Origin of the sequence: Nocardia sp. CY41, assembly GCF_009829325.1 — a bacterium.
Lineage (GTDB): Bacteria > Actinomycetota > Actinomycetes > Mycobacteriales > Mycobacteriaceae > Nocardia.
In genome coordinates, this window is record NZ_VUOS01000011.1 from 29,506 (window position 1) to 48,742 (window position 19,237).

Sequence of the window (19,237 nt, forward strand, 5' to 3'; positions counted from 1 at the left end):
GAGCCCGCGGCCGGTCAGCCGCGGGCGACCGCCGGTCGCGGTCGCAGCGGCTCCGGCAGCCAGGCCAGCAGCGGGTCCGGCATGCGGTCGACGATCCCGCCGACCGGGTCGTCGACGAAGTCGCGCCGCACCAGGTCCTCCTCCGGCCGATAGATCTGCCGCACGATCACCGCACACAGCCCGAGTACCGCCAGGTCGCGCAGTGCGACGGTGCCGGTGAACCACTGTTCGGGCAGGCCCTTGCGGTCCAGACCGAGGTAGTAGAACATGCGCGGGACCCAGACCAGGGCGTCGATGGTCATCCAGGCCAGCAGGACGCGCCGGTGCGGAAGTGCCAGGACGGCGAGCGGCACCAGCCACAGCGAATACTGCGGACTCCACACCTTGTTCGTCAGCAGGAACGCCGCGACCACGAGGAAACACAGTTGTGCCAGCCGCGGCCGCCGCGGTGCGGTGAGGCCGATGTAGGCGATCACCGCGCAGGCGGCGACGAAGGCCAGCAGCGAGACGGCGTTCAGGATGGCGGGCTGCTCCCCGTGGGTCAGCACGCCGTCGAAGCCGGGCCAGCCGGTGAACGACGAGATCACGTTGTAGATGGAATCCGGGTCGGCGTGCCGGGTGGTGTTGAGGCGGAAGAATTCTCGCCAGCCGTTCGGGAACAGCGCGGCGATCGGCAGGTTGACCGCCAGCCAGGTGGCCAGCGTGGCGCACACCGTGACGGACGCGGCGCCGAGCGGACGGGCGCTGAGGAATTGGATGCGGTAGGGCGTTTCACGCACCCACGCCAGAAAGGTGTGCCAGCCGTCGATGTCGCGAATCCGCAGGCCGAGGTGCGTGCGCGGCGTGCGCTGCATGGTTTCGGTACGTAGGCACAACACGATGATGGGACCGAGCAGCAGCAGCGGATACAGTTTCGCCGCGCCGCCCAGCCCGAGCAGCACGCCCGCGGCCACCGGTCTGCGCCGCGCCCAGGCGAGCAGGCCGGTCGCGGCGAAGGCCGTCGCGAGCGCGTCGAAATTGGTGAACGCGTGCACGATCACCAGCGGTGAACAGGCGATCAGCGCCGCGTCCCAGATCCGGCGGCCGGACAGCAGGGCCGACGCCCAGACGGTGATCAGCCAGGCGATCGCCAGACCGAACGCGACGACGTTGAAGTAGATCACCACCTGCAGCGCACCGGGCAGCGGCGCGACGTCCCAGCTCTTCGCGATCCGCATCGCGAGATACTGGTACAGGCCCGAGAGCACCGGATACTCCATGTATCGCGTCTCCCGGCCACCGTCGGGAGTCTGCTCGGTCCACTGCTTCTTGTACGGGAAAGCGCCTTCGTTCAGTCTTTCCGCGCCGTACAGCGGGACGGTGTCCGAGTAGCACATCGCCACGTACTGGCGGCCGTTGTTCCAGTCGAGAGTCGGACCGTCCGCGCCGTCGGTCTGCTGAATGCAACCTGCTTTGCCGAACCAGCCCAGCGCCAGGAACACCACCGTGAACGCCAGCAGCACCCGCATGGGCGTCCAGAACCGCACCCGCCCGATCAGCGCGTGATCACCGACCGGCCCGCCGATCACCGTGGACAGTTGCGCGGCGAGGGAGTCGTTGCGACTCGGCCGGTCTCGGGCATCCGCCGATCGCAGATCGGATGCGAGCGGAGCCGGGGCCGCGTAGTACGCCCCACCGGGCTTCACCTGGTCCGACAGCGGTGCCCTCCCATTCCTCCGTGGCTCCACCAGCTGCTGATCGGTCACGGATCCCGAGGCTACCCGGAGTGCCGCCCGCGGTCGGGATCGAGTCGTCTACACCCACCACGCGTTGCCTTCCGCGGACGGCACAGCGAGTCGCGCGAAGTCCCCCGGGTACGACACAGGCCGAGACCGAACCTGATGAGGTCGGCCCCGGCCTGCGTGACAGCGAACTATCGGCCCCGTGTCGGCGCGGTTCCGGTCGTGCCTTCATTGTTCGAGTTGCCGCTGTTGCCCGGTCTGGGTGAGCCGGTGGCCGTCGGCGACGACCCGTCGGACGGCGCCACGGGCTGGCCGGGCAGCGGGCCCGAGTCCGATTCCCGCTGCTGCTGCGGGCGCTGCTGCTGCGGTGCGGGCTGGACGCCGGGAACCGGGATGGTGATGCCAGGCAGGATCTCCACCTGCGTCGGTGCGACCACGACCGGAGGCAGGAGCGGGGTATCGACCGTGGAAGGCGGTGTGTAGGGAGCTGACCACTCGGGCACACCGGCTTGACCCTTGATGGGGGCGGGTTTCGGGAAGGTCTCGTTGGTGGTGCCCTTCAGCGCACCGTCCATGGTGGCCTTCCAGATATCCGATGGCAGGCCCGATCCGTAGATCATGCCGCCACTGGCGTTCCGCAAGGGGTCTCCCTGCTCCGTGCCCACCCACACCGCGGTCGACAGCGAGGGCGTGTAGCCGACCATCCAGGCGTCTTTGTTCTCACCTGTATCGCCGAGCTGCGCTGTACCGGTCTTCGAAGCCGATTCCCGTCCGTTGGCCAGCCCGTGATTGCGGGAGTAGCCGGCGATCGGCTTCATCGCGGCGGTGACGTTGTCGGCCACCGCGGCCGAGACGCGCTGCTCACCGGCCACTTCACCACGATCGAGCAGGACCTGCCCGTCGGCGGTCACGACCTTCGTCACGAAATGGGGCGCGTGGTAGACGCCGGAGGCGGCCAGCGTGGCGTAGGCGGAGGCCATGTCCAGCGGGCGGGCCTGGTACTGACCGAGCACGATGCCGTTGTTGGGCCCGGAGCCGTCCGACTCGGTGAGTGTCTTGCCCACGCCCGGGATGGTCTCCGGAATGCCGAGCTTATGCGCCATGTCGGCGATCTTGCGTGGCCCGTTCTGCATGTCCAGCTGCATCCGGTAGAAGCTGGTGTTCAGCGATCGCTTGAGCGCCTCGGCGATGGTGCACATGCCACACTGCTCGCCCTCGACGTTGGTGATCTTGATGCCGTTCACCGTGAGGGGCGAGCTGTCGTACAGCTGCGAGAGCGGGACGCCTTGCTCCAAGTTCGCCGCCAAGCCGATGACCTTGAAGGACGAACCGGTCTGCAGACCCGCGTTGGCGAAGTCGTAGCCCTGGCCGTCGTTGCCGCCATAGTAAGCGCGCACCGCGCCGGTACGCGGGTCGACGGAGACCACGGCGGTGCGCAGGTTCTCCGGCTCGCCGTCCATGTTCTTGTTGACGGCGTCCACGGCCGCCTGCTGAGCCTTCGGGTCGATCGTGGTGGTGATCTGCAGGCCGGCGGTGTTCAGTTGCTGCTCGCTGATGCCCGCGGCGGCGAGTTCCTTGAGCACCTGCGTCTTGATCAAGCCCTCGGGACCGGAGTCCTGTTCCTTGTCGCGCGTCGACGCGAGGGGGACGACCTGCGGATACTGCAGGCCCTGCCGCTCGGCGGTGTTCAGGCTGCCGAGGGACACCATGCCGTCGAGCACGTAGTTCCAGCGGGTTTTCGCGCCTTCCGGGTTCTTCTCCGGGTCCAGGCTGGACGGCAGCTGGATGGTGGCGGCCAGTACCGCGCCCTCGGCGATGGTCAGCTCCTGCACCGGCTTGCCGAAGTACGCCTTGGACGCCGCGTCGATGCCGTACGCGCCGCGGCCGAAGTAGATGGTGTTCAGGTACGCGGCGAGGATCTCGTCCTTGCTCCACTGCCGCGCCATCTTGGCCGAGATGACCAGCTCGTGCATCTTGCGGGTCAGCGAGTGTTCGTCACCCACCAGCGCGTTCTTCACGTACTGCTGGGTGATCGTCGAGCCACCGCCCGCGCTTTCCTTGCCGAGGATGTTGTCCCTGGCCGCGCGCGCGAAGCCGGAGATCGAGAAGCCGGGGTTGGTGTAGAAGTCCCGGTCCTCGGCCGCCATCACCGCGTTGCGCACGTGCGGCGGGATCTGGTCGATGGTGACGTCGGTCCGGTTGCCTTCCGGCGGGACGACCTTACTGATGACCGACGTGCCGTCGGAGGCGAGAATCGTCGCCACCTGGTTGGTCTTCAGGTCGCCCGGTTGCGGCACCGACACCGTGGTGTACGCGGCCAGGAAAATGCCGCTGGGCACCAGGATGGCCAGCGCGATCATGACGTAGAGCGTGCGGCGCACGATCCGCCACGGGAACTTCTTCTTCTGCGCGGGCTGGCGCCGGCCCGGTCCGTCGGAGCCGTTGCCGCCGCCACGGCGCGGCGGCGGGCCGGACGGCGGTCCGCCCGCGGCCTGCCTGCGCTCACCCGTGGTCGGGCCGCTGCCGGGGACGCGACGTCCGTCGCGATCCACCGCGGGACGCCCACCGGTGGCCGGACGCGCGCCGGTGCTGGGACCGCGCCGGTCGCGCTCGGCCACCGCCTCGGTCAGCGAGCCCGGCCGCTGGATCCGCTGGGTCTGCTGGGGGCCGGACGCGCCGCCGTTGGGCACGCCGCGGTTCGGCTGCGGCGGACGGCCCGGCTGGGGCGGGCGACCGCCAACCGGCGGTCGCCCGTTCGGCGGGGGGCCGGGACGGCGCGGCGGCTGCGGACCACGCGGCTCGCCGGGGAGGGGACGCCCACCCGACGGCTGACCCGGACGGGCGCCGGGCGGCGGCCCGGGACGGGGATTCTGGTACGGGTTGGGACTTGGACGTGAACTCTGCGGAGGACGACCGCCATGTGGCTCATCGCCGTAGGGCTCGTAGGGCGAATTCACTGACAAGATCTCCATAACTCGTAGCGGTCCAGGTGGCTATCAGCGGTAGTCGTCACCGCGGCGGACGCGTGCCTGCTCCCCGAGTCAGCCGACGGGGATGACCCAGGCACTTCATTCGGCGGCTGTGCGCCGGTTCGCGCGTGTCCCGGTGCGGCGGCGCGGCGGCGCCGGCGCGGAACCGAGCACATAGGACTGCACCAGATGATTCCAGCTGCACGTCCGGCATACCTCGACGACATGAACCGAGAATTCTTCCCGCGTCTCGGCGAGTCGCGCAAGCTCCTCGGGTGTGCGAGCCGACCCGGCGACCGGCCCGAGGCCGTCGCCGAAGACCCAGGATACGAGGGTCAGTTGTTCCTTGCGGCAGATGGGGCAGGTGACTTCGCTACCCCGGCCGTGAAACTTCGCCGCACGCAGAAGATAAGGATTCGCATCACACACCTCGGCGACATCGACCCGGCCCGCATAGACGTCAGCCAGCAGCGACCGGCGCCGGAGGGCGTAGTCGACAACTTGCCGCTGAATTCGCACGAGAACCAGAGTAGCGGTGTTGGAATCGCCCCGCCCCGGGCTGTGCGGATTGGCCGGTCCCGACCGGCTGCGATCCAGCGCGGCGCGGCCGCACCCGGGCTACCATCCGTCTGTGTCCACCGCATCATCCGGGCGCACGCGAGCGCGTGACCTCGACCGCGCCGCCGCGTCCGGCTTGCTGGATGCCGCCTACGCGGAGGGGCAGCTCGGGGCCGACGAGTACCACGACCGAATCGCGCAGGCCGCGGCGGCGAAAACGCTCGGTGATCTGGCCGCGCTCACCGCCGATCTGCAAAGCCGGGCCACGGTGCGGGGGTTCACTTCGCAGCGCACGGCGAGCACGCGAAAACGCCTGCGCCGCTCGGCATCCGGAGCCAGTTATCCCGATCACACCCGGGCGCGCGATGCCGATCGCACCACTACTCGCGAGCTGCTCGACGCCGCCCGGGTCGACGGCCAGCTGTCCGAAGAGGAGCACGACACCCTCGCCGAACTCGCCCGGGAGGCGCGCACCCTGGGTGATCTGCGGGATCTGGTCTCGGACTTGCAGCGGCCCGGTGATATCGCCCCGGCGCCGCGGCCGCCGCGATCACGCCGCGGGTGGTACACAGCTGGGGTGACCGTGGCCGCGGTCCTGGCCGCCTGCGCCGGGTTTCTCGCGGTCACCCGGGAAGCGGAGGAACCGCACCCGAAGGCGCAGGCGATGCCCGTGCTGGAGCAAGCGACGGTGCAACCGTTGGTCATCCCTACGCCGAGCCCGCACACCACCGAGGGAATCGCCACGTTCCTGCGTAATTACCAGCGGAAATTCGGCGACCTCCAGGTCGATGAGCTGTATATGCACGAGGACTTCGCCTCGCTCGTCCGGGCGGTGCCGGGGCAGGCGAACCGGAAGGTCGCCTACGACTACCGCGGTGGATTCACGCAGTCCCGGCAGATCGAGACGCGCAAGGCCGACACGCCGTCGGTGGATCTCGGCGCGTTGATTCCGGAGGCGATCGGCCGGGCGCTCGCCGACGCGGCCACGATCGTCCGGGTGCCGGGCGGCGTCGTGACGCACTTCTCGGTGAGCATGCCCGATACCAGGACCAACGCCGAACCCCTCGTCACCGTCCACGTGAGCAACTCGGTCAGGGAGAGCGGGTACTTCACGATGACTCCGGCGGGCGAGATTCGCCGTGTCTCGCCGTTCAAAGGGTAGGACGATGGCGACAACCCGATACAGCGGTATCCGCGCCCGCGATACCGACCGCGCCGACGTGTGCGGTCTGCTCGACGCCGCGCTGGCCGACGGACAGCTGACCGCGAGCGAGCATTCCGCGCGCACCGCCGAAGCGATGCGCGCCAAATCCTTCGGCGAGCTCGACGCATTGATCGATGATCTACAGATTCCCGACGACCTCGCGAACGCCCCGGTGGTCCGCGTGGACCGGCGGCGACCGCGGCGCTGGCAGGCGCCCGTCTCGATGATCGCGGCCGCCCTGGTCGCGGGCGCGATGGTGGGCGGGATCAGCCGTTGCGGCGTCGATCTGCCGGGGTCGTCGGAGAAGGTTCCCGACATGACCACCGGTGCTGGCCTGTCCTACTTCCTCGCGGAATATCGGGCCGAATTCGGGGACCTGATCGCCGACGATGTGACCCTGTACCCGAAGTATGCCCTGGTGGACCGGCAGAAGCCCGGCAACGCGGCCCAGACCGGCGACTACCGCTACGACGGCGATTTCGACACCTCGCGGGCCTCCGAGCGCAAAGCGGGGACGCGCACCTTCGACCTCGCCGCCGTCGACGTGCCCGCCATCGCCCGCCTGCTGGCCGGTGCGCCGCAGACGGTGCGGTGCCCGGACGGCGTGATCAGTCACGTCAGCCTGCAGTTCGACTCGCCCGGCGCGGTCGACCCCGGTCCCGTGGTCGATATCCACGTGGATTGCCGAGGCGGCGCTTCCGGATACGCGAAGGTCACTTTCGCGGGCGAGCCGCTCGCGATCTTCCCGCGCTGAGTCCGCAAGTCGTTCACCGCGGGGAGACGTCTGTGCACAGATGTATCGCTCCGATATAGTGGATAGTCGCATCCATCGGTTAGGTCTGAACACAGTCAGGGGGTGAAGCCCGGTGCTCGAGCTGGCAATCCTCGGGCTGCTCCTGGAAGCGCCCATGCACGGATACGAGCTGCGCAAGCGGCTGACCGGCCTGCTCGGGGCGTTTCGTGCCTTCTCCTACGGATCGCTCTACCCGACGCTGCGCCGCATGCAGGCGGACGGGTTGATCGCCGAGGAGATTCCCGCGGGCGCGACGACACGCCGTGCGCGACGGGTCTACCAACTGACCCCGGCCGGTCGGGAGCGGTTCAGCGAACTGCTCGCCGACACCGGACCGCAGAACTACACCGACGACGGCTTCGGCGTACATCTGGCTTTCTTCAGCCGCACTCCCGCGGAAGCGCGGATGCGGATCCTGGAGGGCAGGCGGCGCCAGGTCGAGGAGCGCCGAGAGGGGCTCCGGGAGGCGATCAAGAAGGCCAGCGGGTCCCTGGATCGCTACACCCGGCAGCTCCATCAACTCGGACTCGAATCAAGCGAGCGCGAAGTGCGCTGGCTCAACGAGTTGATTGCGGCGGAGCAATCGACGAAGGCGGCACCACAGAAAGAGGGAAATATCGGCCATGAGTGACAACGAGAAGGCTGACAACGCCACAGCGGTTCGCGTCGCCATCGTAGGTGTGGGTAACTGCGCCTCTTCGCTGGTCCAGGGCGTGCAGTACTACCGGGACGCGGACGAGTCCTCGACCGTTCCCGGTCTGATGCACGTGCGGTTCGGGCCCTACCACGTCCGCGACGTCAAGTTCGTCGCCGCGTTCGACGTGGACGCCAAGAAGGTCGGCTTCGACCTGGCCGAGGCGATCTTCGCCAGCGAGAACAACACGATCAAGATCTCCGACGTGCCGCCCAGCGACGTCGTCGTGCAGCGTGGCCCGACCCTCGACGGCATCGGCAAGTACTACGCGGAGACCATCGAGCTGTCCGAGGCCGAGCCGGTCGACGTGGTGCAGGTGCTGAAGGACAACAAGGTCGACGTGCTGGTGTCCTACCTGCCGGTGGGCTCGGAGGAAGCCGACAAGTTCTACGCGCAGTGCGCGATCGACGCGGGTGTCGCGTTCGTCAACGCGCTGCCGGTGTTCATCGCCTCCGACCCGGTCTGGGCGGAGAAGTTCACCAAGGCCGGTGTCCCGATCGTCGGTGACGACATCAAGAGCCAGGTCGGCGCGACCATCACCCACCGCGTGATGGCCAAGCTGTTCGAGGACCGCGGTGTGCAGCTCGATCGCACCATGCAGCTCAACGTCGGCGGCAACATGGACTTCAAGAACATGCTCGAGCGCGAGCGCCTGGAGTCGAAGAAGATCTCCAAGACCCAGGCCGTCACCAGCAACCTCAAGAAGGAGCTCGGCGCCAACGACGTGCACATCGGCCCGTCCGACCACGTGGGCTGGCTCGACGACCGCAAGTGGGCCTACGTCCGCTTGGAGGGTCGCGCCTTCGGTGACGTGCCGCTGAACCTGGAGTACAAGCTCGAGGTGTGGGACTCGCCGAACTCCGCGGGCATCATCATCGACGCGGTGCGCGCGGCGAAGATCGCCAAGGACCGCGGCATCGGCGGACCGGTCATCCCGGCCTCGGCCTACCTGATGAAGTCCCCGCCGCAGCAGCTCGCCGACGACATCGCGCGTGCCCAGCTGGAAGCCTTCATCATCGGAGCCGAGTGATTCGGTGACCCCGACGCAAGCCGGCCGGAGGGTGAAACCTCCGGCCGGCTGCGTTGTACGGCATCCGCGCTAATCGAGCGAGACGTAGACCTCCACCGAGGCCGGGCCGGTGTAGCGCTCGACCTCAGCGGTGTGCGAGCGGGTGATGGTGCCCGCGTTCTCGGCCTTCGCCACCTGGGCCCAGGCGGTGCGCAGCAGGTCGTAGGGCTTGTCGGCGACGACGAACTTGGCGTAGCGGCCCTGCGGGATGATGGTGAGCACGTCGCCGGGGTCCAATTCGTCCATCCCGCCGATTTCGTAGCCGAGCACGGCGACGGCGTGATCGTTCTGGCCGATGTAGGCGGCCACCCGCGGCACGTTCTTCTCCCGCGCCAGGTACCGATCCCACGTGAAGTTCACCAGGTCGAGGTCACGCGCGGTCACCTCGCGACCGGCCAGCGGCACGGTCAGGCCGGCAACCATGCTCTGCGGCAGAGTGACGATCTCGAAGTCCACTGTCTGTTCCTACCCGTTGCCCTGATCGTCTGCCAATGCCACGAAGACTTCCACCGTCCGTGCGTCCGGATAGTGTTCCCAGTCGCCGGTATAGGCCCGCACGAGCCGCCCCGCGGCCTCGGCGTCCCAGACCGCTCGCCAGATGCTCACGATGGTGTCGCCGAGGTTGTCCCCGCTGGCGATGAACCGGGCGAAGCGCCCGGCGGGCACCCGGGCGAGCACGTCGCCGGGCTGCAGGTCGGCCAAGCTGTGGCAGCGGTAGCCGACGATGTGGGTCAGATACGAATTGATCTCCGGCGCGTGGTCGACATATGCCGTGGTCGGCGGCCCCGGTAGCTTGCGGGCCAGGTTGCGCTTCCACGCCTCTTCTACTTTCGCGCGGCGCGGTCCCTCGACCGCGAGCGCGGGGCTGCGAAGCACTGTTCCCGCCACCAGCGTCTCGGGTTGGTCAACGACATTGAAATCCACCGGCGTAGCCCCTATGTCTCGTCTGTCCTCAATCGGCGTCGCTCCCGGTGCCCTCCATGGTGCGCAGGCTACCGCCTCCGGGCCCGTCGCTCGCGCCGCGCTGTCGTCGCTCGAGCGCATATCCTTCCGCATCGTTTCCGCGGTTTCGGCGTCGGCCCGTTCCGACGCACTCGCTGTTCGCTCTCACTCTGGCAAACGATGCTGCCATGTCATGCGTTCCGCCGGGCGACGGAAGGTCACAGCATCATCGCTATCCAGGAACCGGAATGCTCAGCCCCGGGAAAATCTCCACCTCCCTGGGCGGTTGAGGGCTGGACGGGATGATGACGGCGGGTTCGCGCTGCGGAGACTGCTGCGGTGGATTCAGGATGTCGTAGGGCCCGCCCGAGGGCGGCTTGGTCGGACTCGGCCTGCCCGGGGCCTGGGCGCCGGGGAACTGTTCGATCGGGGTGCCGTCCAGCGCGTCGTCCATGACCTGTTTCCAGATGTCGGCGGGCAGGCCGGAACCGTAGATGTCGGCTCCGCGGGCGGTGCGGATCGCCTGTGACCGCTCGGTGCCGATCCATACCGCCGTGGACAGCGACGGCGTGAAGCCGATCATCCACGCGTCCTTGTTCAGGTCGCTGGTGCCCAGTTGCGTGGTACCGGTCTTCGCGGCCGAGGGACGGTTGTTCTTCAGCGCGTGCCCGTTGGAGTATGCCGCGATGGGAAGCATTGCCTCGGCGGTGTTCTCCGCGATCGTCCGGGAGATACGTTGCTCGCCCCCGGGCGGCTGCTTGCCGATCTTGTCGCCGCCGCGATCCAGCAGCACCCGCCCGTCACCGGTCACCACTCGCTGCACGAAGTAGGGCTGGTGGTAGACGCCCGACGCGCCGATCGTGGCGTAGGCGGAGGCCATATCGATCGGGCGAACCGAGTACTGCCCCAGCACGATCCCGTTCAGCGGTCGCCCGCCGTCTTCGGTCAGGGTCTTGCCCGGCACGCCCGGCAGCTCTTCCGGGATGCCCGCCGCGTGCGCCGCCTGCGCGATGGCCTGCGGACCGTCGGACATCGTCATGGTCAACCGGTAGAAGCTGGTGTTCAGCGAGCGTTTCAGCGCCTCGGCCATGGTGCACTTGCCGCACGACTCGCCGTCGACATTGGTGATCCGGGTGCCCCGGTCGGTCACCGGGGAGCTGTCCAGCACGCGGGACAACGGGATGCTCTGCTGCTGCGCGGCGATCGCCGCGAAGACCTTGAACGCCGAACCGGTCTGCAACGGCGCCTGCGCGAAGTCGAAACCGAGGCCGTCATAGCCGCCGAAGTACGCGCGCACCGCTCCGGAACGCGGATCGATCGACACCACCGCGGCGCGCAATTCGGGTGGCTGCGCACCGAGCCGATCGCGCACCGCGTCCAGGACCGCCTGTTGTGCCCGGGTATCGATGGTGGTGGTGATCTGCAACGCGCCCTTGTTCAAGTCGCGTTCGCTGATGCCGGAGTCGCGCAACTCGCGCACCACCTGGTTGCGGATCAGGCCCTCCGGACCGCGGGCCACGTCCTCGTCCGGAATACGGGTCAGCGGAATGATCGGGGGAAAGGTGGCGGCGTCGCGGTCGCCCGGCGCCAGCACGCCCATCTCGACCATTCCGTCGAGCACGTAGCGCCAACGCGCCTTCAGATCCGCGAGGTGGGTTTCCGGGTCCAGGATCGAAGGCGTCCGGATCAGCGCCGCGAGCACCGCGCCCTCCGCGAGGGTCAGCTGGTTCACCTGCTTGTCGAAGTAGACCTTGGCCGCCGCGGCGATGCCGTAGGAGCCGCGGCCGTAGTAGATGGTGTTCAGGTACGCGGCGAGGATGTCGTCCTTGCTCCACTGTCGGGCCATCTTCGCCGCGATGATCAGCTCGCGCATCTTGCGGGTGACCGTGCGTTCGGAGCCGAGAAACGCGTTCTTGACGTATTGCTGGGTGATCGTGGAGCCGCCGCCGGCATTGTCCTTCCCGAGCAGATTGTCCCGCACGGCGCGCAGGAAGCCGGACGTCGAATAGCCGGGGTTGCTGTAGAAGTTGCGGTCCTCCGCCGACAGCACCGCGTCGCGCACCGGCCGTGGCACGTCGGACAACGGAACCGGCGTCCGATTGCCATCCGGCGGAACGATTTTCGCGAGTACCGTGCTGCCGTCGGCCGCGAGGATCGTGGCGATCTGATTCGTCTGCACCGCATTCGGATCCGGTATCTCCGCGCTCCAGTACGCCAGGACCGACAGCAGCGCGGGCACCACGCCGAAAAGGATGAACAAGGCGAGCAGCAGGCGGCGAAAGCGTTCGGCTCTGCTCCGTGGCGGCCGGTTCGGCTCGGTCACCGAGGGTGCGGTGGGCGGCCGCGATTTCCGGCGGGCCGCCGCGCGTTCGCGCCGGTTGCGCGTGTTCGGTCGCGCCGCGCCCGGCCGCTCCGTCCAGCCCGCGATCGAGGCATACGGCGCGGTCTTGGGTCCCCCCTTGGCGCCGCGTCTACGTTCTCGCGGTCTGCGGAACGAGCTCACGATCATCTCCTCCCGGAGCGTCGGACGAACTCACCTGCACGAACGAACGGAAAAGAGCGTCGAACGCAGAGTTTACCCCGCTCGTTCCCTACCGGCTTTCCACTTTCCGGACGATCGACACGCCCGTACTCGACCGCGTTCCCCGTTGGGCGAGTTCGACAAGGCCGTTCCCACGAGGTAGTTCCCGAAGGGCGTGACGCCACCGCGGCCCTTCAGCCGGTGGTTCGCACTGACGCAACCAGATAGCCGCAACTACTGGTTTCGAGCGAAGCGAGACCGAGCATGTGCCGTTCGCGGCCCGGCTCGTGTTCGAGCGGCCGCCGCGTAGGCGACGAAGGAGCAAGCGGCGGTCGCTCGAACACGAGCCATCAAGGGGCCGAGAACACGCAGCGCCGCAGGCGCTGCCAGAAGACTCAGCTCTTGACACCGCCCGCGGTGAGACCGGAGATGATGCGGCGCTGGAAGAGCAGAACCATGATGACCAGCGGGATGGTGACGATCGTGCCCGCCGCCATGATCGCGGCGTACGGCTGCACCAGCGGGTTGTTGCCGGAGAAGCGGGCGATCGCGACGGTGACCGGCTCGGTCTTGTCGCTGGAAAGCAAACGGGCGAGCAGGTATTCGTTGACCGCGGCGATGAACGCCAGGATCGCGGTGGTGAACACGGCGGGAGCGGCCAATGGCAGCATCACCAGGCGGAATGCCTGCAGTTTTGTGGCGCCGTCGATCCGCGCGGCTTCTTCGAGTTCCCAGGGCAGCTCGGTGAAGAAGGACGCGAGGATGTAGACCGTCATCGGCAGCACGAAGGAGATGTTCGGGATGATCATCGCCTGGTACCGGCCGATCCAGCCGAGGTTGGTGAAGAGTTGGAACAGCGGCGTCACCAGGACGACGACCGGGAACATCGAGGCGCTGAGGATCAGGCCGGACACCACGTACTTGCCGCGGAAGGTGAGCCGGGCCAGCGCGTACGCGGCCATCACGCCGATCGCCAGCGCGATCACCGTCGTGATGGAGCCGATGACGATGCTGTTGACCAGCGCCTTGCCGAAGTCGTTGCCGCGGCTGGTGTCGAACGCGTTGCGGAAGTTCTCCAGCGTGACGTGCGTCGGCCACGGGGTGTTGTCGAAGGTGTAGTCGGGGTCGCGGAACGCGGTGACCGCCATCCAGTAGAACGGCGCGAGACCCCAGACCAGCACGATCAGCGCGCCCAGATAGACCCGCACGGAGCCGAGGCGCTTGGTCCACGGGACCGGCTGAGCGGCGGACTCGTCGGTCACCGGCTTCTGCACCGTCTGCACGGACATCAGTGCGCCTCCCGCTGTTCTTCCTGGGTGCGAACCGCGTTGGCGCCCAGCACCTTCACCAGCACGAACGCCACGGCGAAGATCAAAAGAAAGGTGATCGTGGACAACGCGGCCGCACTGTTGGGGCCTTGCCGGACCTGATCGACCACCAGGATCGACACCGTCCGAGTGGACGGGTTGCCCAGCGTCATGATCGCGGGCAGGTCGAACATCCGCAGCGCGTCCATCGTCCGGAACAGCACCGCGACCAGCAGCGCCGGTTTCAGCAGCGGCAGTGTGATCTGGGTGAACCGCTGCCAGGCCGACGCGCCGTCGACGCGCGCCGCCTCGTACACGTCGGCCGGGATCACCTGCAGACCGGCCAGCAGCAGCAGCGCCATGAACGGCGTGGTCTTCCAGACATCGGCCGCGATCACCGCGAACCGGGACGGCCACGCGTCGGAGGTCCACAGGATGTGTGTGCCGAGGACGCGGTTCACCACGCCGTCGTACTGGAACATGAACTCCCACAACCGCGCGGTGACGGCGGTGGGGATGGCCCACGGGATCAGCACGGCCGCGCGCAGCAGCGCCCTGCCGCGGAAGGTCTTGCCCATCACCATGGCCATGCCGAGGCCGAGCGTCGCTTCCAGCGTGACGGTCACCACCGTGAAGAACAGGGTGGTGCCGATGGCCAGCCAGAACTGCGAGCCGAGGTTGCCGGTCGGGCATGCCACCGTCTCGCCGGTCGCGACCTGGCACTGTTGCAGCAGCCAGTGCGTGTAGTTGGCGAATCCGGCGGTGCCGCCCTCCACGAACATGCCGGTCGCCGGGTCGAGCCCGGGGTCCTTCTGGAAGGACATCCACAGCGCCCGGATCACGGGGTACCCGATGACGACCGCGAGTGCGATCAGCACGGGCGTGACGAACAACCAGGCTTTTCCGGCGCGTCGCAGTTCCAGCGCCAGTTTCGCGGCAAAGCCGCGTCCGGGCGGAACGAACTCGTCGTCTTTCGGCACGCTAGTCGCCGTTCCCGAAGGATCCGACACCGTTTCTCTCCTGCGGGTTCGTCGGGTCCGTTGCGCTCAACCGCTCACGATCCGGCGGTTTCGATGCCCTTTTGCATGCCGGTGATCGCGTCGTCGACGGACTTGGTTCCGTTCAACGCAGCATAAGCGTTGTCCTGGATGGCCTTGGACACCGCCGGATAGAACGGCGTCACCGGGCGCGGCACCGCGCTGGCGATGGAGTCCTTGAGCGCGGGCAAGTACGGCATCTTCGCGATCAGCGCCGGGTCGTCGTACATCGACGCGCGCACCGAGGGCAGCGCGCCCGCGGCGACGATGTGCTGCGCGTCCTCGCTGATCAGGAAGCGCAGGAAGTCCAGCGCGGTGGCCTTGTTCTTGGAGTACGCGCTGATCGCCGCGTTGTAGCCGCCGAGCGTGGAGGCGCCGACGCCGTTCTCGCCGGGCAGCGGGGCGACCGCGAACTTGTCCTTCACGGCGGAAGCCTCGCCGCCGACGTCACCGAAGGTGGACGGCCACGAGCGCAGGAACATCAGCTTGCCCTGTGCGAAGGCGTTGCTGGACTCCGGCTCCTTGAAGGTAATGGCCTCTTTGGGGATGTCGCCGTTGTTGTAGGCGTCGACCAGGACCTTCAGTCCGGCGCGGGACTGCGGGCTGTTCACCGTGGGCGTCTTGCCGTCGGCGCCGACGAAGCTGCCGCCGTAGGCGTTGATCACCTCGGCCGCGTTGACGGTCAGGCCCTCGTAGGGGGCGAACTGTCCCGCGTAGCAACCGATGTTCTGCTGGCGCGCGATGGGGCACTGGGCCAGCAGTTCGTTCCAGGTCTTGGGCGGGTTCGGCACCAGGTCCTTGCGGTAGAACAGCAGGCCGCCGTTGGTGTTGCGGGGCGCGGCGTAGAGGGTGTTGTTGTAGGTGGCGCTGGCGACCGGCGGGGAGAGCAGCGCGCTGGTGTCGATGGCGAAGGAGTCCTTCAGCGGCTGGATCCAGCCCTTGGCGGCGAACTCGGCGGTCCACGGCACGTCGAGGGCGACCACGTCGTAGTTCGACTGCTTGGAGCGCATGTGCTCGACCAGGTCGTCGTACTGCTGCGAGGCGTCGTTCGACTGCTCCTTGAACGTCACCGGTTCGTCCGGGTGCGCGGCGTTCCAGCGTTCGATCAGCTGCTTGACCGCGCCGGTCTCGGTGGTGTCCTTGCCCTCGACGTAGGTGATCGGGCCGCGCCCGGTGAGGTTCTGGCTGGTCGGGCTGCCGCCGCTGTCGCTGGAGCAGGCGCTGGTGAACGTCGCCGTCAGCAGCCCGACCGAAGCGACCGCCACCGCGGCCCGTGGCACGAGCGACGAACGTAGGGACGTCACCTTCTTAACAGCCATCGCAAACACTCCAGGATCGTTCGTGAGCGGCAGCACACCCTGCCGGTGCACAAGGCAAGATACATGGTGTCGATCCGGCGTGCGGGACAGTGGCGCTAAGTCGAGCCCGCGCACCCGCGGGGCGGCGTCTGCGGTGTTCGCTTTCCAGGAGGGGGTCCGCACGCCGAACCGACGGTGGCCGAGCTGATCGAATCGGTGGCTGGGGCCGGGGGTCGTGCGGCCCCGTTCCGGCTGCTTGTCGGCGTAAGGGCGGCGGTGCGGCGCCGCGGTCGGGCTTTGTTCGGGTGAGCCACTAGGCTGGGCGCGATGTCTTCGCCGAACGCGGTTCCCGATCGGATGCTCACCCGCATCGGTGGGCTGCTGCGCAAGGCCGAATCGACCGACAACGAGCACGAGGCCGAGGCGTTTCTCGCGGCGGCTCAGCGGCTGGCGACGAAGTCGTCCATCGATCTGGCGGTGGCGCGGGCGCATATCGCGGGACGGGAGCGCAGGCCGACGCCGGTGCAGCGGGTCATCCCGATCGGCGAGCCGGGCAAACGTGGGTTGCGTACCTATGTGCAGCTGTTCGTCGCGATCGCGGCGGCGAACGACGTGCGCTGCGATGTCGCCCGGACCTCGACGCAGGTCTACGCCTACGGGTTCGACTCCGACATCGACACCTGCGAAGCCCTGTACGCCAGCCTGCTCGTGCAGATGGTGCGCGCGTCCGACCAGTACATCAAATCGGGCGCGTATCGATCGGCCACGGTCGAGAAGATCGTGGTGGAGAAGCGGTGGGGCCGCCAGGTCCGGCGGCGGGTGCAGGCGCCGGTCGCGGGTGTGACGGCGCGGCTGAATTTCCAGATGGCGTTCGCCGCGCGGATCGGGCGGCGGTTGGCCGAGGTGAAGGCGGAGGTCGAAGCCGAGGTGTTGCCGCAGGACGCCGATGCGGCCGGGACCGCGTTGGCATTGCGGAACAAGGAGATCGAGCTCACCGACTTCTACGCGAAGACCTCGGAGGCGCGCGGCACCTGGCGTGGACCGCAGGCGTCGGCAGGGCATTCCGCGGCGGCGCGGGCGGCGGGGGACCGTGCGGGCAGGGCCGCCCGGATCGGAACCTCGCCCGAACTCCCGGCTGCCCGTGCGAGGTTGACCTCCGCCGAGGGCGGCAGTTGACCAGTGTGAACAGCACGGGCGGTGAGCGAGGCGGAGATAACCGCGTGCCGTCGGCGCGAGCGGGCGATCGGCTGCTGCTCGCCGCCGCGCGACCGGTCACGCGGCGATGACTGTGCGCGACAGCCAGCGCGCCAAGGTCTACGACGCCGAGCAGTTGGTACGCGGGGTGTTCGATCGTGCGGCCGAGCACGGTGCGCGCACCGTCGAGCTGTACGGTTCGCAGCTCACGCTGCCGATCGAGCGCCGCTTCGCCTCGGTGGAATCCGTACAGAGTTATACGGACAAAGTGCTGGCGCTCAATTGGGTGCGGGCGCGTTGGGAGCGGGCCGCCGTGGCGGTGCGCGTCCGCTCGCGCGCCGGGGCGACCGCCGCGCATTACGAGGCGGCCGGGAACGTCCTGGCGGTCCCGCTGCACACCGGCGGCACCGCTTGGGCGCTGCGGGAACTGGTGATCCTGCACGAACTGGCGCATCACCTGGAGCCCACGCCCGGGTCGGTGGCCGCGCACGGCCCGGAGTTCTGCGACCGGTACGTCGAACTCGTCGACGGCGTCGTCGGCCCCGAAGCGGCATTGCTGCTGCGAACCACGATGCTGGGTTGTGGCGTCCGGATCGGCTGAGCCCGCCGCCGCATATCCGAAGCCATTCCCACCGTTCCACCCAACGGCTTCGGACGCGACAAGGTGCCGATGCGCGTGAAGGTCGGTGGCCTCGATTCGACCGCCACCGTGCCCGGTCGGCTCCACGGCTGGGCACGCTGCACCGACGGCAGCTGGGTCGGCTCGGTCGAGCTCCTGGCCGCACGGTCACGCCGACCTCCACGGCAGGAGCCGACGGACCGCCTTTCGTCCCGAGGTGATGTGCGGGGGTCGCGACATCAGGGAATCCTTGCCCCGAATACACCACCCGAACGCCACCCACCGGTCGTCGTCATCGGTGATCACATACTCTTCGGCGCCCCCGAGAATGATCGCCTCGACCGCCGCGGCCGCCTGGGACGGCTTGTCCTCGAATTGGATTTCGTAGTCGGCGATGGCGCGGACGCACCAGCCCGTTTCGATGCGCACCGCGGCGTCGCCCATATCCACCAGTTCGATGTGTGGATTGGCACCGCGCGCTTCGGCTTCCGTGGACGAGGATCCGCTGGAGAGCACCAGGGTGCCGGGATTCGAAAACGTCTGGATGGCGTAACGCTCGGCGATGGCGAACACCTCCGAGCAGAACATCTCCCATTCCGTCCCGCTCACCCCGGCCTCCCAGCCCACTCGCAACCTTGCCCCGCTTCGGCACTACTTGCCGCACGGATTCACCACCGTGTCCGAGTACTTCCACGCCGAGGATTGCGAGGGTAGTTCCCCGTACACTCCGCCCCCGCGAGCAGCCGTCCGGTACTCCCGTCCGCGCAGGTGGTGGTGCCTTGGGCAATGATTTTGGTCCCCGCGGTGGGTTTGATCACTTGTGGCCGCCGTCGACCCGCTTCCAGTTCCCACCTTCCTTGCGCTGAAGTTCGACATCGATGTACAGCGAGTCGATGTCCGCCGTGCACTTGATGCTGCCCTTTCCGACGATGTCGGTCGGCGTGCCCTTGGAATTGTGCGGATTCATGGCCTTCACGGCGTCCACATGGCAGTTCGCGTCGCCCGGCCCGGGCGCCGCGTCTGCGGCGGGCAATGCCACACACGTGGTCAGCAAGACCGCCAGCACGCCACCTACGACCGCCCCGATGTTCTTCGCTTAGAGCCCCTAACAGGTTCTGTTGAGTGGCGGTGATTCTCGTTGCGGTGCAGTATGTTTCGTCGTGGCGGCCCCGTGGATCGTGGAAGACGAGTTGTGGACAGTGATCGAACCGCTACTGCCGGTCCGGGCACCAGGCACGCCGGGGCCGGCGCGGATGGACGACCGGCTGGTGTTGCAAGGGATCTTGTTCGTGCTGTTCACCGGGATCGGTT

General features: G+C 68.1%; 18 protein-coding genes. 7 read left to right on the forward strand and 11 right to left on the reverse strand.

Annotated features, from left to right (window positions below; translation table 11 throughout):
* Positions 1 to 14 precede the first annotated feature (14 nt).
* From GVY64_RS13565 to GVY64_RS13575, 3 genes are all read right to left on the reverse strand, one after another.
* Positions 15 to 1,697 carry a glycosyltransferase family 87 protein gene (locus tag GVY64_RS13565; protein WP_442939576.1) on the reverse strand — a complete coding sequence of 561 codons (1,683 nt, stop codon included), beginning with the start codon at positions 1,695 to 1,697 and terminating at the stop codon, positions 15 to 17.
* 215 nt (positions 1,698 to 1,912) lie between these two features.
* Positions 1,913 to 4,081: a transglycosylase domain-containing protein gene (locus GVY64_RS13570; protein ID WP_159841271.1), complete on the reverse strand. Its 2,169-nt coding sequence runs from the start codon at positions 4,079 to 4,081 to the stop codon at positions 1,913 to 1,915.
* A gap of 708 nt (positions 4,082 to 4,789) precedes the next feature.
* The gene (locus GVY64_RS13575) at positions 4,790 to 5,209 is read right to left on the reverse strand and encodes a DUF5318 domain-containing protein (protein WP_063016743.1); all 420 of its coding nucleotides are present in this window, start codon (positions 5,207 to 5,209) and stop codon (positions 4,790 to 4,792) included.
* Between the two features lie 112 nt (positions 5,210 to 5,321).
* Between GVY64_RS13575 and GVY64_RS13580 the strand changes: the two genes are divergently transcribed.
* From GVY64_RS13580 to GVY64_RS13595, 4 genes are all read left to right on the forward strand, one after another.
* Positions 5,322 to 6,410, forward strand: coding sequence for a DUF1707 SHOCT-like domain-containing protein (locus GVY64_RS13580; protein WP_159841237.1), 1,089 nt, complete (start codon positions 5,322 to 5,324; stop codon positions 6,408 to 6,410).
* Between the two features lie 4 nt (positions 6,411 to 6,414).
* Positions 6,415 to 7,206, forward strand: a complete 792-nt coding sequence (locus GVY64_RS13585; protein WP_159841239.1) for a DUF1707 SHOCT-like domain-containing protein — start codon at positions 6,415 to 6,417, stop codon at positions 7,204 to 7,206.
* 112 nt (positions 7,207 to 7,318) lie between these two features.
* Positions 7,319 to 7,876 (forward strand): PadR family transcriptional regulator, encoded by a 558-nt coding sequence (locus GVY64_RS13590; protein WP_039803160.1) that lies wholly within the window; start codon positions 7,319 to 7,321, stop codon positions 7,874 to 7,876.
* Positions 7,869 to 8,969, forward strand: a complete 1,101-nt coding sequence (locus tag GVY64_RS13595) for an inositol-3-phosphate synthase (RefSeq protein WP_159841241.1) — start codon at positions 7,869 to 7,871, stop codon at positions 8,967 to 8,969. Before GVY64_RS13590 ends, GVY64_RS13595 begins: the two co-directional genes overlap by 8 nt.
* 69 nt (positions 8,970 to 9,038) lie before the next feature.
* Here GVY64_RS13595 and GVY64_RS13600 read toward each other — a convergent pair whose 3' ends face one another.
* From GVY64_RS13600 to GVY64_RS13625, 6 genes are all read right to left on the reverse strand, one after another.
* Entirely contained in the window at positions 9,039 to 9,464 is a 426-nt protein-coding gene (locus tag GVY64_RS13600; RefSeq protein ID WP_039803156.1) for a GyrI-like domain-containing protein, read from the reverse strand.
* A 9-nt stretch (positions 9,465 to 9,473) separates the two neighbouring features.
* Entirely contained in the window at positions 9,474 to 9,932 is a 459-nt protein-coding gene (locus GVY64_RS13605) for a GyrI-like domain-containing protein (protein WP_159841243.1), read from the reverse strand.
* A gap of 250 nt (positions 9,933 to 10,182) precedes the next feature.
* A complete protein-coding gene (locus GVY64_RS13610; protein ID WP_236566812.1) occupies positions 10,183 to 12,459 on the reverse strand; it encodes a transglycosylase domain-containing protein in 2,277 nt (758 codons plus the stop codon).
* Positions 12,460 to 12,866: 407 nt separating this feature from the next.
* The gene (locus GVY64_RS13615; RefSeq protein WP_201298006.1) at positions 12,867 to 13,760 is read right to left on the reverse strand and encodes a carbohydrate ABC transporter permease; all 894 of its coding nucleotides are present in this window, start codon (positions 13,758 to 13,760) and stop codon (positions 12,867 to 12,869) included.
* On the reverse strand, positions 13,760 to 14,788 hold the full coding sequence (locus GVY64_RS13620; RefSeq protein WP_159841245.1) for a carbohydrate ABC transporter permease: 1,029 nt from the start codon (positions 14,786 to 14,788) through the stop codon (positions 13,760 to 13,762). The genes GVY64_RS13615 and GVY64_RS13620 overlap by 1 nt, the downstream gene beginning before the upstream one ends.
* A 44-nt stretch (positions 14,789 to 14,832) precedes the next feature.
* Positions 14,833 to 16,134 carry an ABC transporter substrate-binding protein gene (locus tag GVY64_RS13625; protein ID WP_159841247.1) on the reverse strand — a complete coding sequence of 434 codons (1,302 nt, stop codon included), beginning with the start codon at positions 16,132 to 16,134 and terminating at the stop codon, positions 14,833 to 14,835.
* Between the two features lie 306 nt (positions 16,135 to 16,440).
* Between GVY64_RS13625 and GVY64_RS13630 the strand changes: the two genes are divergently transcribed.
* Together GVY64_RS13630 and GVY64_RS13635 are read left to right on the forward strand one after the other, a co-directional pair.
* Positions 16,441 to 17,289, forward strand: a complete 849-nt coding sequence (locus GVY64_RS13630) for a DUF2786 domain-containing protein (protein ID WP_159841249.1) — start codon at positions 16,441 to 16,443, stop codon at positions 17,287 to 17,289.
* Positions 17,290 to 17,395: 106 nt separating this feature from the next.
* The gene (locus GVY64_RS13635; RefSeq protein WP_159841251.1) at positions 17,396 to 17,908 is read left to right on the forward strand and encodes a TIGR04338 family metallohydrolase; all 513 of its coding nucleotides are present in this window, start codon (positions 17,396 to 17,398) and stop codon (positions 17,906 to 17,908) included.
* A 186-nt stretch (positions 17,909 to 18,094) separates the two neighbouring features.
* Here GVY64_RS13635 and GVY64_RS13640 read toward each other — a convergent pair whose 3' ends face one another.
* The gene (locus GVY64_RS13640; protein WP_159841253.1) at positions 18,095 to 18,499 is read right to left on the reverse strand and encodes a hypothetical protein; all 405 of its coding nucleotides are present in this window, start codon (positions 18,497 to 18,499) and stop codon (positions 18,095 to 18,097) included.
* Positions 18,500 to 18,740: 241 nt separating this feature from the next.
* On the reverse strand, positions 18,741 to 18,992 hold the full coding sequence (locus GVY64_RS13645) for a hypothetical protein (RefSeq protein WP_159841255.1): 252 nt from the start codon (positions 18,990 to 18,992) through the stop codon (positions 18,741 to 18,743).
* 112 nt (positions 18,993 to 19,104) lie between these two features.
* Here GVY64_RS13645 and GVY64_RS13650 point away from each other — a divergent pair.
* Positions 19,105 to 19,237, forward strand: a 133-nt coding sequence (locus tag GVY64_RS13650) for a transposase (RefSeq protein WP_442939577.1), incomplete at its 3' end; no start/stop codon positions are given.